General features: G+C 35.9%; 7 protein-coding genes. All 7 read right to left on the reverse strand.

The window, feature by feature from the left end; genetic code table 11:
* Positions 1-2 precede the first annotated feature (2 nt).
* Positions 3-2,006, reverse strand: a complete 2,004-nt coding sequence (locus H7350_RS01320) for a T9SS type A sorting domain-containing protein (RefSeq protein WP_204344070.1) — start codon at positions 2,004-2,006, stop codon at positions 3-5.
* A 150-nt stretch (positions 2,007-2,156) separates the two neighbouring features.
* Entirely contained in the window at positions 2,157-5,630 is a 3,474-nt protein-coding gene (locus tag H7350_RS01325; RefSeq protein WP_204344071.1) for a glycosyl hydrolase, read from the reverse strand.
* Between the two features lie 106 nt (positions 5,631-5,736).
* On the reverse strand, positions 5,737-7,482 hold the full coding sequence (locus H7350_RS01330) for a sulfatase family protein (RefSeq protein WP_204344072.1): 1,746 nt from the start codon (positions 7,480-7,482) through the stop codon (positions 5,737-5,739).
* 75 nt (positions 7,483-7,557) lie between these two features.
* Positions 7,558-8,700 (reverse strand): glycoside hydrolase family 88/105 protein, encoded by a 1,143-nt coding sequence (locus H7350_RS01335; protein WP_204344073.1) that lies wholly within the window; start codon positions 8,698-8,700, stop codon positions 7,558-7,560.
* A gap of 3 nt (positions 8,701-8,703) precedes the next feature.
* Positions 8,704-10,971 (reverse strand): glycoside hydrolase family 3 N-terminal domain-containing protein, encoded by a 2,268-nt coding sequence (locus H7350_RS01340; protein WP_204344074.1) that lies wholly within the window; start codon positions 10,969-10,971, stop codon positions 8,704-8,706.
* A 29-nt stretch (positions 10,972-11,000) separates the two neighbouring features.
* Positions 11,001-12,344 (reverse strand): family 43 glycosylhydrolase, encoded by a 1,344-nt coding sequence (locus H7350_RS01345; protein WP_204344075.1) that lies wholly within the window; start codon positions 12,342-12,344, stop codon positions 11,001-11,003.
* 68 nt (positions 12,345-12,412) lie between these two features.
* Positions 12,413-15,940, reverse strand: coding sequence for a sulfatase-like hydrolase/transferase (locus H7350_RS01350; protein ID WP_235989240.1), 3,528 nt, complete (start codon positions 15,938-15,940; stop codon positions 12,413-12,415).
* Positions 15,941-16,083 lie beyond the last annotated feature (143 nt).

Here is a 16,083-nt window from a genome sequence, read left to right on the forward strand (position 1 = left end):
TATTAATTTATTATCAATTTGGTCTGAACAGTTTTATTATCATCCTTTGCAGCACTTACTATGTACAAACCAGGAGTTAAATTTCCATTATTACTAATTTCAATTTTTCCGTTAGTTGTTGAACCCTTAAAGACCACTTTTCCTAGCATATTGTAAATTGTTACATCTGCATCTAAACTATTGTTTAATGCAATGGTAAAATTTGTATTTGCTGGATTAGGATATACTTTAAGAGACGATACTGCTAATTCATTATCCTCAACACTTAAAGTTTCACTTGTTGGTATGGCTTCCCATACGCTTCTCATATCTGACTCAGCAGCTGGAATATGTGTTACGGTTCCATCCACTTCATGATACATAAATCTGCCACTAGTACCAGATTCAAATCTATAGGTATCCTCAGTATCGCTATAATGTAAGGTCCACACTTTATCACCGGAACTTGTTGTCGTACCTGTGCTTAAAACTACATAAGGACCTCCTGGACCTCCGGAACCTGGCGCACGTAATATGCCGTTGACTTCACTGTCTATATTAACTAATGCGCCTTGTTGCACAAAAGTCCAATGAGTGTTTAGCGGTTCACCTGAATCGGTCATCGTAACTGGCGTAGCTGATGCCTCAGCATCGGTTAAGAATTGACCAGTAGCTACATTTCTAAATCTAAAAACGTCATCACTAGGTGGTGGACCTGAGTTGTCAACAACTTCAACTTTCTCATAAGTTGTATTTGCCCATCTCATTTGAGCTCTACCACCTCTCACACGATAAGCACCATATCTTATACCTGATTCCGTACCTCTTTCTGGTTCAGGTATATCCCAGTTAAAAGCTTCCCCACCAATTACCGCGTCACAATAATGAATTTTTAAGGCTGGGTCATTAGTGTCTTCTCTAAAACCTATCTCTAGCTCAAAATCAATTTCTTCATTTTTATTGACTCGCTTTAGAAAAACAACTTCTCTATCGCTACCTGATCCACCACGGACTAATATACGTTCGGCATAAATATCGAACGCCACCTGTTTGTCCGCATTGATACCTGTACCGTAAACAGGATGCGCTCTATATAAACAAATTGCAGGATCTGGCGGCCCTCCGCCACCAGTATGCTTACCTTTCGCTTGTATTAAATAACTACCATCTTGGCCAAATGAGCCTCCGTCTCCTACTTCAAGAATTCTAAAAATTCCAGTGAATCTGGCATAACTTCCCACACCTGATTCTCCAGATCTAGGTAAAGAACGTTCTATTCTAGGTTGTAAGGTGCCTGGAGCATCCCAATGGTTTGACCCATCGGTAATATTATAAACACCCCAAGTTTTTCCATATAAATCAACTTCTGAGTAATCGGAATAGCAACTTCTGTCGTCTACAGTTCCAACATTAACAGAATTTGGTATATCTACATTTCTAGTATTATCGTTTTGAAATTCACCTGAAGCAGGACAAGTTAGATCTGGATTTGTATCTTCATCTGGAGCTGTTTCTAAAGGGGTTTCTGTAAAAGGAATGAGTTCCCAATTACTTCTATCATCAGTCTCTGGAACTACTATATGTGTTACAGTACCATTTGCATCATGATACATAAATCTTCCACTATTACCCGATTGAAATCTATATGTATCATTCGTTTGATTATGTTGTATGCTCCATACTTTATCAGAATCAGTTGCTGGTGCAGATGTAGCCGTACTAACAACTACAAAAGGACCTCCTGGTCCACCAGCACCTGGTCCGCGTAATATTCCTAAAATTTCACTATCTATATTATAAAATGCACCACTTTCTACAAACGTAAAATGGGTGCTTTGATCTTCTTCACTCAAATTTGTCATGGTAACTGCTGTTGCACTTACTCCTGCATCTGTTAAATATTGCCCAGTCTCTACATTTCTTAATCTAAAAATATCATCAGAAGGTGGTGCGTCTTGCGCAGTTATGCCTAGTGAGCATAACATAAAAACCAAAAATAACATGGCCTTAAACGTAATTTTTTTCATAGCTTTTTTAAATTTTGTTTAATGATATTAAATGTAGCTAAAAAAAGTATCCTGAACTATGCTGAATTGAACGATAATTACCTTTTATTTTGTTAAAAGTAAATTTTTAAAGATTAATAAAATATCTAAAAGTATAGAACAAAGAGCCAATTAATTAAGTGTTTTTATTACCACTGGCCCAATTAAACCCGAATCTTCTAGTTCCGTCTCATTTTTTTTTGGTGGATTGGTTGTCCAAGTTTTCTTTTGGTCTTTTGGTCTTTGATTATCAAAAATGAGCTGATTTCTCCAGGTATTGGTCACTTTTATCTCTAATTGATTTTCACCATTTGTCACAAATTCACTAATATCAAAAGTAAAAGGAGGTGCCCATTTTACACCGACTTTCTTATCATTACACCAAAGCTCTGCGATATCTGAGACCGCTCCTAAGTCGATAATAGTTTGTTTCCCTGAATATTGTAAATTGAAGGTTTTGGAATATGTTGTGGTTCCTGAATAATGCTTAACAGCATCATTCTCCAATTCGGTAAGTGATTTTAATTCTGAAATTTGAATAGACTTCGGAGTATCCCAACGGTCATTAAATGATAATTTCCAATCTGTTTGTAGGGATTGCTCATTGAATGTAATGGTTTTAGATGTTTTCTTACCATTTTGATAAAAAGTATATACTCCTGCTTTTGAAGCAAGCAAATTATCGCCTTTCCAAGATATGCTCGGAAAGCCTTCTGTATCATGAATGTTACACCACCCAGTTTCAGCATTTAAAATAACGGCATTGTCATAAGTTACTTTTGAAGCAAAAGGCAATTTATCACCTTTTGAAAACACTACAATTGCACTTCCACTTGGTGCAAAAGATAAGGCCACGTTGGTTCTATCATCTGATGTACTCCAAACTTTAGCATCTTGTTGTTCTCCGTTAAAAGCATTCCATAGTTGTGGATACACATCTTTAATTCTGAAACTCAATGAAGCATTAACTGGTTTATAATGATTTGAAGCCACAAAATAAATATGGGCATCGGCTGTTTCTCGGTGAATCCATTTTATATTTAAATCATCTGGAACAATGACATCTTGTGTAATACGTTCCGCTTCTAAAACAGCATCAAGTGATTTTCCCCAATATACTTTTCCTTTTCCTACTTGCTTAAAACCTTCGCTTGTATTTCCCCATAACTCATCGGCTATTGCGGCTAATTCTTTTAAATCATTCTCATCATCCATTAAACTAGGTGAACCTAATGGCTTATCACCAAGAATTACGGCTCCTGCCAGCACTAATTCTTTTAGTTTCTTTACCGTAGACAATAACATTTCTTTTGAATCTCTAAGCGTAATGATACGGTAATCTCCAGCATTCTCTACATGAATTTTACCATTTTCAACACTCAACTTATCGTGTAATATTTCAGCATTTAAATAGTCAAAACGATAGCCTTTAGGAAATTCATCTAAGTCAAAAGGTGGACGCTCAAAATGGTCTCCATAGTATCTCAATACATCGGCAACATATTCACCTTGTTGCAAAACATATTGGTTTCGCGCTAAATAGTCCGTCCAATCTTTCATGTATGGCCACCAAGTTTGTTGACGCACTAATGGAAAACCGATGTTACCTCCAAAACTAGATCCTGGAAACACATCAGTTTGTGGTGTATGTGAAAAGGTATGAAACACCAAATGATTGACTCCCTTGGTAAAATTATAGTCGATTAAATATTTTACAGAAAACGGATGTTCATTCCATTTCACACCTAACTGTGTACAGGCTTCGGCAGCTAAAACTGGCTTATTATATAGGTGAACCGCAGACGCTGCATTAAATATTGGTTTTGCATATTCTCTTTGGGCAGATGGTTCCTTAGGATACCAAAACTCGGTCATTGGAATATCACTAACACCATAATAGCGCATAGGATCAATAGGTAAAACTTCGCCTCCTGCACCTTCGGTATATACTTCCGCTCCCATATCGTGCGCCACCGTTGCAAAATGTGTGAAGAAATTATCAATAAATACTTCATCCATGGTATGACGTAAATCTCTTAAAAACTTAGTTGTTACTTCAGGGCTTTCAACGATATAACCCATGGTTGCAGGCAAATAGGTTTTCATGCTATAACCTCTACGGTTTTCGAACTCGGCAAACATATCTTCAGAATTCATGGTCCAAGTAGGCACATGGCTTTCCCAGCTATCAATTAACAAACCGTGTAATTTTCCATCACCAATTGGACCTCCATCTTTAATTAAGTTTCCAATCATACCGTTTCTTAAATGGTTTTCAATGGCAACTTTATCTAACTTACTAGATTCCCAACCCGTAGCTTCGGGCACTGCAGGTTTATTGGTTAATCGCATGTTGATATGACCAAAACGTACAATGGTCCAATTGCCCTCGGGAACGTCCCAAATTAATTGCCCTTCGGAAGTCATTTTATCAGAAAGATTAATAATTGCATTAGATTTAATAATAGTGTTTTGGGCATACTCTATTTGTGCATCGTCTTTAAGACGACGCAATACTTTAGCTGCTTTAGCTTGGTGATTATGTAGTTTCGGATTTGAACTTAATCGAATAAATTCTGGTGCAATATTATGATTACCTTGAAACGTGAACACGAATGAATTTGATGTAGTTTCAGGAATCGCCAATGTGAGATGCTTACGACGATCATTCCAATTAGCATCAGGTAGTTTTACCGTTGTAATTGTTTTTAGTTCGCCATCAACTAAAGCTTCAACTTTAAGAGCTACATCTACTTTTGGATATTGCGTACCTACAATGATATGACGCAATTGCGGAAACGTAATTGTGCGCAGTGTAACAGGGTTTCTAAAGGTTATTTTTGTCCAAGCATCTTGACCATTTACTTTTGAAATACCTTTGGCTCTATATTGTTTTAAAGGTTGATCTAAATACGTATTTTTCCGTGTAACGATGAGTTTAGAACTTGGGTTAAAGATGGCTTTCCATGGGACTGCGCTATTATTGGTTTCAATTTTTGAAGGATTTAAGGGTTCTAAATCATCTCCTTCTGGTGTTGGAAAAGCCAATACTTGAATATCTTGATAGTCATAATCTGGTATTGTATATAACGCATCTAATTCTAAAACCTCATTATAGGTTTGTCCACCTGAAACTCTGTAAACTGACTCAACCACCTCGCGTTGTGCCTCTTCCACAGGCACCCAAGGACCACCTGTCATAGACCAACCAGGACAATTTTGCATGGTAAATTTTAAGCCTAATCGCTTACATTCGTCTGCTGCATGCCTAATCATATCTTCCCATTCTGGTGATAGAATTTTAATAGGATCTACATTTGGAAATGGTCGTCCGTTTTTATTAAAAAGATGAATACCCTGTAAACCAGCAGCTTTTATAGCTTCTAAATCTAAAGTTAAACCTTCTTTACTAATGTTATTTCCGCTAATATGAAACCAAGTTTCAGGATAATATTTTTTAGATGGTGATTTAAATTCGTCACTTAATTCTGTCAATGCTATTGACAATTGCGGATTGTCATCCTTATGATTTTGTTCATGGGATTCACAACAAATCAGGCAAAGCGAAACTAGTAAACATAAAAAAATAGAGTACGAGATTTTCATTTTAAAAGACTAATTACTAGCGATTTTTAAGGTAAAAAGATGCCTATGAAAAACTATCCTGTTTCATCCTGTACCGATTTATCAATGTGATTTGATTTAGAACTATTTATTGGATTTCAACAACTGAACTAGGCTTAAACCCAATACGATGTGCTTGTACTAATAATGTTGCACCTTCGGGTAAGTCTATTGCACTTTGATAAACTTCCCAAGATTTGGGAGTCTTTTCGCCTGTTTTGACCACCTTAAAACCTATAGAAGCACCTTTGGTTTCACAATTGATTGTCACTTTCCCATTATCATTAGTAATGATAGGATCTAAAGTTACAGGTTGAGCATTATTCCCATTCCACAGTTTTTTAATTAATTCTCCTTCAGGTAGATCAGGATTATCTTTTATGGATTCAAGCCAAATATCCATTTCGGCACTCAGCTCATTGAGTTTGTCATGATATTCGGGATTGTCAGCAAGATTATTCAGTTCAAATGGATCAACCGAACAATCAAATAATTCCTCTTTTGGTTTACTTTCTCTAAACCATTGTCTTTGAGCTTCATTAAGTTTACCTACATCACGCAATCGCAATAATTCTTGCATAGTTGGAATGCGTTCTCTATATGTTATTGGCAGATAATAGCCTTGTTTTGGTCTGTAGTTTCTAATGTATTTATATTGTTTATCTCGTACTGCTCTGATTGCATCAGTCTCTGCATCAAAACGATCTGCTGCTGCATGAATATAATTGCGCTCTTCAGCTTTATAGTCACCTAAAAAAGCCTGCCCTTGCATGTATGGTTTTGGTTCTTCGCCAATAAGCGACAACAAAGTTGGTGCGAAATCTACAAAACTAATTAACTGCTTGTCTTTAGTACCTGCTTGCAATTTTTGAGGAAATCGAATAATCATAGGTGTGTTTAAACCTGAATCGTAAATTAATCGCTTTTCTCTAGGTAAGGGGCCACCATGGTCTCCGTAGAAAAATACAATCGTATTCTCTAGTAAACCATCGTCTTCCAACTGCTTCAATACTGCTCCCACTTGCCTATCCATTTCCGCAATATTATTGTAGAGTTTCCACATGTCACGTTGGGTTACCTCATTATCTACTAGATAAGGTGGAACTTTAAACTTAGTATCCTTAGGAATATGCACAGGTGTTTCTTCTTCGGTCATTCGATTATTGGCATGAGACGCTCCTTTATTTTTCCAATTATATAAGCTATCTCCTGCATGATATAATCGTGTTTCAATTTCTCTAAAACCGTAGGGTTCAAACAAACCAGATTCATGTGTTTCGGTGAAGTTTATTACTGAAAAGAAGGGTTGATCGCCTTTTCTATTTCGCCAATGTGCGTAAGGACTACTCTCGTCCCAAGCTGTAACTGGTGCTTTAAATTGGTAGTCGGTTTTATAATTATTGGTGCAATAGTAGTCTGCTTGTCGCAACCATTCGCTTATCATTTTTACGTTAGGCGGCGGCACTGCTTCATAAGCTGGCAGACCTGTTTGATCCATATTAGAGTTTGTCCGCATATGGTTTGCTCCAATACTTGATGGATACATACCTGTGGCTATCGCAGCTCTGCTTGGTGCACAAACGCCGGACGTTGAATATAAATTTGGATATATGACACCCTCTTCAGCCAATTTACTCAAATTAGGAGTTGCAACCGTAGTATCTCCAAAAGGTGGAATATAAGCTCCCATATCTTCGGTGACTAACCAAAGTATATTTGGGCGTTTGGGTAACTCCAAAGAGACTTCATCCTTAACTTGTGTATTGGATCTTTCATTTGATTGACACCCTACCAAACAGACAACAATCATAAGTAATGCTTGAAAAAATTTCATATCCTAGCAATTATAAAAAACAAAAAAGGATAATTATTAATTCAATATCCTTTTTTACTTTTTTTTAATTTCAATTTATTCTAACTTCAAAATTTCACTTCCTGCCAATAAAAATGCTCCGGTTCCAAAATTTTGCCATGAATCTACTGAGGCTGGTTCTGGAAAAGCACCAATATTTTGTACCCAACCAACGCGACCATCCTCATGTTGGCAAGCCGCTATAGCGTTCCAAGCTTTAAGCACGGAAGGTGTATGTTTTTTATCGACTAAACCATTGTTAATTCCCCAAGCTAAAGCAAACGTGTGGAATCCACTACCACTAACCTCGCCATGATTATAAGATTCTGGACTTAATAAACTTGTGCGCCATAAGCCGTCTTCTGGTTGAATTTCTAGAATTTTTTCCGCCATTTCTTTGTATAAATTCTCATAAAACGGACGGTGTTCATAGTCCTCTGGCATATCTTCTAGAAGTAAAGCTAAACCTGCAATTACCCAACCATTGCCTCTAGACCAAAACACTTTTTTACCATTTGGCTCTTTACTATCCGCTTCCGAACCTGTCCATACAAAGCGCATATCTCTGGCAAATAATTGCTCTTCTTTGTCATAAAGCTGGTTATAAGTTTCCATATAAAACTTATGCATCTCATCTAAGTATTTTTGCTGTTTTGCATGTTTTGCATATAAATTAATCACTGGAGGTGCCATAAACAAGGCATCACACCACCACCATAAAATGGTTCGACCGTATTTACTTTTATCGGTTCCAGCTTTCCAATTATCATCTTCAAATAAATGAGCATCGAGAAACTTTTTTGTTGGTTCTAAATCCACAAAATTCTTTCTGCCATCGGTCATATCGACATATAAATAGCTGTAAGAAATAGCGACATCATCGGCATGATGCACACGATTAAACGTATTCCAATTATTCCAATACCCTTGATTTTTCAACGCAGCCATATACATCATGTCTTTTGTTGCCTTATGAGCTCTCGCAACACCTGTATAGTAAGCTCCGTTTGTCCAATCGGTTGGTGCTATTGCTATTATTGGGTGTGCTTCTTGCCATTCTAAAGCCTTAATCATGGATGCTTTAATTTGTGCTTTATCTACCGTTTTATCTTCTGTAGTTTTCTGTTCAGTAGCTTTTTGAGCGACCGAACAATTAAAAAGCGTAACAACTGCTATAAGTGTTAATAACGACTTCTTCATTTTTTATTTTTTTAGTTTGAATGTTGTTTCTAAATAGTCTTGAGACGACGTTCCGATTTTAACGGTATAATCGCCAGGCTCCAAAACTTTATCCATTTTAAGCCCTGTAAATTCTAACATTTTTGGCAGAATCTTAAATGATACCGTTTTACTTTCACCAGCGTTTAATTCAATTTTTTCAAAGCCTTTTAATTCTTTATCTGGTCTTACAACGGAACCAATTTCGTCCTTGATGTACATTTGCACCACTTCTTTAGCTTTTACATCTCCAGTATTTTTTACGGTTACGCTCACTTCAATTTCAGTATCAGGCGTCATATCTTCACTTGATATTTTTATATCTGAATACTCAAAATTACCATAACTCAATCCATGACCGAATGGATAAATTGGACCGTCCTCTAAAAATAAATATTCTTTTTTATAATTGATTTCTTTCATACTGTAATGAAATGGTAATTGCCCAATAGATCTCGGAATAGTAACAGGTGATTTACCAGATGGTGACACTTCACCAAATATAATTTTAGCCGTGGACTCATCTCCAAATTCACTTAAATCCCAAGTATCTAAAATGGCATCGGCTTCCTTAGCTATTGTATTAATAGATAAGGTGCGTCGGTGTTTTAAAACCACGATAACAGGTTTTCCTAATGCTTTGATTTTTTCAACAAGTTCATCTTGTGGGCCAACTGGGTCGATAGTTGCGCGATCACCTTTAGTACTGTTACTAAAATATGCTTCCTTGGCAGTAAACTGATCTCCACCTAAAAATAAAATAGATATATCGGCATTTTTAGCTGCGTTTACTAGTTTATCTATAGCTTTTGGATCTCTCTCCAATAGTTTTGGCGCGCCTCCTTTCTCGTTGGTTAAACTAAAACCCTTTTCTGCTACATATCTAATATTCGGTCCAGAAACCGATTCGAACATATTTTTAGTATTATCTTTTAACAATGGTCCCAGAAGTGCAATTCTAGTCGACTTTTCTTTATTTAAAGGCAATGCGTTATTTTCATTTTTTAATAAGATAATCGATTCTAAATCGGATTCTTTTGCTAATTCTAATGACGATTCTGCCCTTACACCTTTCTTTACGGCTTCTATATCTATGTATGGATTATCAAACAATCCTAAGATAAATTTTGTTCGCAACACACGTCTTACAGAACGGTCAATTAATTTTTCCAATTCAGGATTTTTCTTCACCATTTCAGATAAATATGAATAAGAATCTTCGGCATATAAATCGATATCAATTCCTGCTTCTAGTCCCATTTGTGCTGCAGCCTCTGGTGACTCAGCTACATTCATGAAATAAAATAAACGAGCAATATCATTAGAATCTGAAACGACATACCCTTCAAATCCCCATTGGTCGCGAAGTACACCTGTGAGCAATTCGGGATTTCCATGGCTTGCAATGCCATTAATGTCACCATGAGACGCCATTATCCCGATAGTTTTTGCCTCTTTTACAGCCGCTTCAAATGGTGGGTAAATTTCATCAATTAATGTTCTTGGTGAGATCTCAATCGCTGCAAAATTTGAACCACCCAAAACCTGACCATAGCCTGCAAAATGCTTGGCCACCGCACCTATATGAGTACCATTTCCTAATCCTTCATAATCACCCTGTACACCTATTATTGCATTTTTAACCATTTGAGTAGTTAAGTAAGTATCTTCTCCAAAAGCTTCACTCATACGACCAAAACGAGGATCGCGAACAATATCTGCCTCAGGTGAATGGCACATGTGCATTCCTCTTAATCGTGCTTCTCTGCCGACCACATCCCATTGACGTCTTACTAATTCAGGGTTAAATGAAGCAGCAGACGTTATTGGGCGACCGAATTTGGTACAACCTTCGGCATCCACTCCATTGTAAGATTCTGTGACAAACAGTGCTGGAATTCCCCAACGATTGTTTTCAATAATATATTTTTGAAGTTCGTTATTGAGTTTAGCTGCAGCTACAGCATCAATATGTTCTCCTGGGTTTTTGATTCCTGCAATCCCTAATTTTAGTTTTTCAATGACTTTCTCGGAAAGTTTTAAGTTGCCGTTCTCATCTGGTTTAGTCCCTATATTGGCATGAAAAATTCGCATTTGTGCTACTTTTTCTTCAAGAGATAATTTAGGCAATAAGGCTTCAACGCGTTCATCTATTGATAAGGACGCATCTTTATAATCTTTTTCAATTGGTTCAGAGCAAGATAATATCGCTATTGCTAGAACTGTAAATATTATGAGTGACTTTCTTTTCATTATTGTTATACTAATTTTAGTGTCTATTTTTATTTAAACTTAAATCTATTAATTTTTAAATTTCCAATTGCAGACGATTTAAAAACTAAACTTATGGTTTGACCATTGTACAATGCTTCCGTATTGAAACTTTTAGTTTTAAAGGCTTTTGTTTTGTTTGAATCAAACTTACAGGTTACTAGAAGTTTTCCATTTTTATCACCTTCTCTGACTTCTATCTCTGTATCTGTTTGTGATAGAAATTCAAATTCTATGGTGCTTTTTTTATTTAAATTCTGAATGTTTGGATAGGTTACAAAACCATTAGTTACCTTTGCATTTATGGAAAACCCACCCATTACGTTTTCTGTTTTATCTACATTTTTTGCCTTAAAATAATCTTCAGCTTCTATGGAACCATTATTGGCATCATACTGACCAACACCAATACCATCGACTCTTATCGTTGCCATTTCACCATTGTCTTTATAATGCACATAACTTATAAAAGCATCTCTAAAATAACGATTACCGGTTTGACTGATGTCGCAATACACAAAATATGATTGATTATGCCACTCGAAAAAACTACCGTGACGTCCTTGTAAAAAACCATTTGGCCATGTTGGACTATCATAGCCTTCAGCGAAACTGCTTTCTTTTATGATGGTGTCGACATAATCATATGGTCCGTATAAATTATCGGACATGGCATAAAAACAGCCCCAAGACAAATAATATTTTCCATTGTACTTATGCACAAACGGTTTATCATCTGTTGGCATATCATTATCTTTTCCGTCTCTATTATATGGCCCTCTTGGATTATTAATGATAATCTTTTTTGGTTTCTCAGCCAAACTTATCATATCGTCATTGAGCTTAGCCACATAATAATCCCAAACTCCAAAAAAGATATAGTGCTCTCCTTTGTCTTCGAAAATAGACATGTCGTACTCGTGTGTTGGTGTTAAATCTGAAGTTAGCAACGGTTTTCCAAGTGGGTCTTTCCATGGACCAACAGGTGAGTCACCAACCACAACTCCGGTTTGCTCGTTACCTTCGGAAAAATACCAATAGTACTTTCCATTATTATAAGTAGCATCTGTTGCCCAACATCTTGAATAATCCTTTCCAATATACGTGTCTTTTGGATGAAGGATACTTCTTTTGGTCCAATTGACTAAATCTGGTGACGACCATATCCACCAATCCTCCATGATGAATTTATCATTGGTTATGGATTTATCATGTGAGGCATAAACGTAAGCTGTATCATTAAAAACATGAATATGAGGATCGTTTAAGCCTTGGTTTGGCACAATTGGATTTTGAGCGTAAAGTGAAAAACCACACAGAAATAAGAAGACAACATATGGAAACTTTATATGCATGCCCTATGACTTTAATTCTGGATGATTATTCCATTTTTTCATATTGTCCCTTTAGACTTTAATTTTTATTAAAACGAGTTAATTTTTAGCTGTATGGTATGTTTTCCAGGTGTTAATCTTATAGATTCAAAAGCAGAAGGTACTTTTTCTCCATTATGGATTAAGTCCTTTCCGTCCAAACCGTTTAACGTAAACTCAGCCACCATATTCCCTGGAATTTCGATTTCATACGTTTGCAATCTAGCTCCATTATAAGTGTACTTAGCTTTAATTGTTCCTCTCACGGTTGGTACTTCAATCTCGCTCGATTTTAACTTACTCATCTGAGGTTTAATCGTTGCTATACCAAATCCTGGTGTTTTAGGTTTTATTCCCCATAATCCGCGAGGAATTACATTTGCAGGAACAGCTCCCCAAGCATGGTTCCAGTCTAGATTATTCTTGTATTTATTGTCCCAAGCCTCCAGAGTAATAGTAGAACCGATTTTTATCATGTTATACCAACTTCTATCTGAAGTATCCGTTAATAAATCTAGTGCATAATCAGCTTCACCAGCATTGTATAAACCATCCATTAAAAATTGTGCTCCGTAAACACTACACGCCATTCCTCTAGATTTTACGTAATTTACAACAGATTCAAAATGTTCTTCTGGCACTAAACCAAAGGCTAAAGGCATCATATTAGCATGAAGCGATGCATGGTCTGTACCAATACCATCTACGTAGATACCACGTTCTGCATCGAACATCTGTTCGTTAACCGCTTTTTTAGCTTTAGCCGCTCTATATTCAAAGTCCATAGCTTCTTGCGTTTTACCAAGAATCTTTGCAAACTCTGCCATAATCTTCATGTTCTCATAAAAAAATGAGTTAATCACAGTACTGTATGGTTTAAATACAAAGCCGTCGCGTTCTCCTTTTGTTTTACTACCGTTAAAGTTTGGTCCAGGCCAATCAACGATATCTGTTAATGGCTTTTTATAACCCTCTGGGAAACCTAATTTTTTCATGAATTCCGCATCAACTTTAGTCGATGTTATGAGACCATCTTCATTAGATAATTCGAATAAAGATTTATGTTTTAACGCCTCGTAATAACGCTCAATAAGTTCGGTATTACCTGTGTACATGTAGTCGGCATAAATTAATAAAGGTACATGTTGTTGCCACTCTGTTGGCCATGTAGGATTTTTCATAAAATACTCAATGGTACGTCTTCCTATTGCATATTCTCTATCTGTAGTATAATGACTTAATTGATTTAAATAGGCATCTGCTTCATAAGGAATACGCTCTCTATCACCATCTACGTATAAGCCATTAAAGGTTGTTGCTTTAATTGAGTATTTACATAAATCCCAAACTTGATTTAAAATTTCATTATTACTCTCAAAACTACTAGCTTCTTCATCCCAATAGGTATGAAATGCTAATTGTGTAAAGTCTTCAGCTTTAACATCATTTTGAGCACCTTCTATCTCTGCATACCTGAAAGGTACTAAGGGTGGAAAACCATTTGGTAAAGGCACAGCTTTGTTTGCTCTTGTGTTGCGTTCGTCTTCATGCACTTTAATCTGATATTTTGTTTGACCCGGTTTTACATCCACCTTAATTTCTTGATAACGAATATTACTTTTTTTAGGTGGCGTTCTATTTAAATTCCCTTTATCATTAGCCATTTCGCCTACATGTATGGTTAAGGTATGTGGTGTTTTGGCGTTATAGCTAAAATCCATGGTTGCAAAAGCCGCTTTTCCGAAATCAATGAAATAGAAGTCACCTCTTTTTTCAAACTTTACTGGTTTAACTTCTGTGGTAACAAATTTATTTTCTGTTGAAATGATGTAACTATCACTCTTTCCAGTAGTAAACTTTTGTGCATCTGCATAGTCAACTAGTCGGTTGGCTTCATCCCAAATTCTAACTTTCCAATAATAGGTTTTTCCAACTTCTAAGGCTTTACCTTCATACTCAACATTCGTTGATTTTATAGATGCGACTCTTCCACTATCCCAAACATCTCCGTTATTATTATCAATATGAGTCTTATTTGATGAAACTAGAATTTGATAAGCACCTTGGTATTTTGCACCTAATGGGACTGTCCATCCAAATTCTGGTTTTAAATCGAAAATCTTAACATCCTTGCTTGGTTCTCTTATCAATTCTACTGTTAAATCTGTTGGCGCAGCTCTATATTCGTTACTATTTTTCTTAATTAGCTCATCAGTTTTTGCTCTTAAATTATCTAATATGTCTCTATATTTCTTCTTGCCAACAAGATTTTTAATTTCTTGTGGATCTTTCTCTAAATCGTAAAGTTCTTCAATAGATTTATCATTAACATATCTGAAGTATTTCCATTTTTTAGTCCTCACACCTTCACTTGGAGGTATTTCTTCAAAATCCCATAAATGCTCAATTAAAATAGTATCTCTTGCGATTGTATTTGCTTCCTTATTAACTATTGGCATTAAACTTTTTCCTTGCCATGATTCTGGTGCTTTAACACCTGCCAAATCTGCAATAGTTTGAGGTACATCAATATTTAACACCATATCATTAATATCTTGATGCGTATTTACTCTAGGATCAAAAACTATTAATGGTACTCTAATAGAGTTATCGTACATTAACCATTTTCCTGCTAGTTTACGTTCACCTAAAAAATAACCGTTATCTCCCATAACTATGATAACCGTATTTTTATCAAGTCCCTTTTCCTTTAATTTTGCTCTAATTTTAGCGATTTCTAAATCAATACCAGAAATCATTCGGTAGTACCCTTTTAAACTATGTTGGTATTTTTCTGGAGTATCGTAACGCCATGTCCAACGTAACCAGTTAAATCCTTTCTTTACAATTTCAGGTTGTGCGTTAAAGTATTTATCATCGCCAAGTTCTGGTCCTGGAATGGTGGTATTTTCTAAAAGCTTATCTGTAGTATTTTGCCAGAAGTATTGTTCTGGAGCTCCATCATGAGCATGAGGTGCACTAAAACTTAAAGATAAACAGAATGGTTTTTCGTTTGTTGCATTATTATCGATAAAATCGAGTGCTTTTTGACCTGTATAACGCGTTAAGTGGACTGTGTCGTTATCAAGTGTTTTATAATAATAACCTCTTCTATCCTTATAACGGTTATTTCTGTCGTAAGATTCAAACTCATCAAATTGCTTATCTAAATCATCATAACGCACACCATACTTACCATAAAACCCTGTGTGATATCCATTATTTTTAAGAACCGTTGGGTACGATTCATCCATATATTCGCTTCTAATATTTCCTGTTTGAAAATTGAAGTTATGAGCACGTTCTTGCAAACCCGTTAAAATACTTGCTCTACTTGCCGCACAAATAGGAGTTGTTACAATAGCAGAATTAAAGTAAGTCCCTGATTCAGCTAGTTTGTCCATTTCTGGAGTCTCAACGTACTTGTTTCCAGCATAACCGATAGCATCAAAGCGTTGATCGTCTGTAAGAATGAAAATGATATTAGGCTTTTCAGTTTTGGTTTGTTGTTGAGCATTAGCCATATTCAAACTACACACTACACCTAAAAGCACTAATAAATAACTATTTTTAAACATATATAAACGTCTTAATTGTTTGTTTTAATTTAGATAACTTTGGACTATTATCATAATTTTTAAAAATAAGTTTTAATCCTCCGCCTTCTATCCTGTTCTATCCTGAAAACATAAATGTTATCAATCTATTTGTTTCAGAAACA

The sequence above is a fragment of the Psychroserpens algicola genome, assembly GCF_014526325.1.
Classification (GTDB): domain Bacteria; phylum Bacteroidota; class Bacteroidia; order Flavobacteriales; family Flavobacteriaceae; genus Psychroserpens; species Psychroserpens algicola.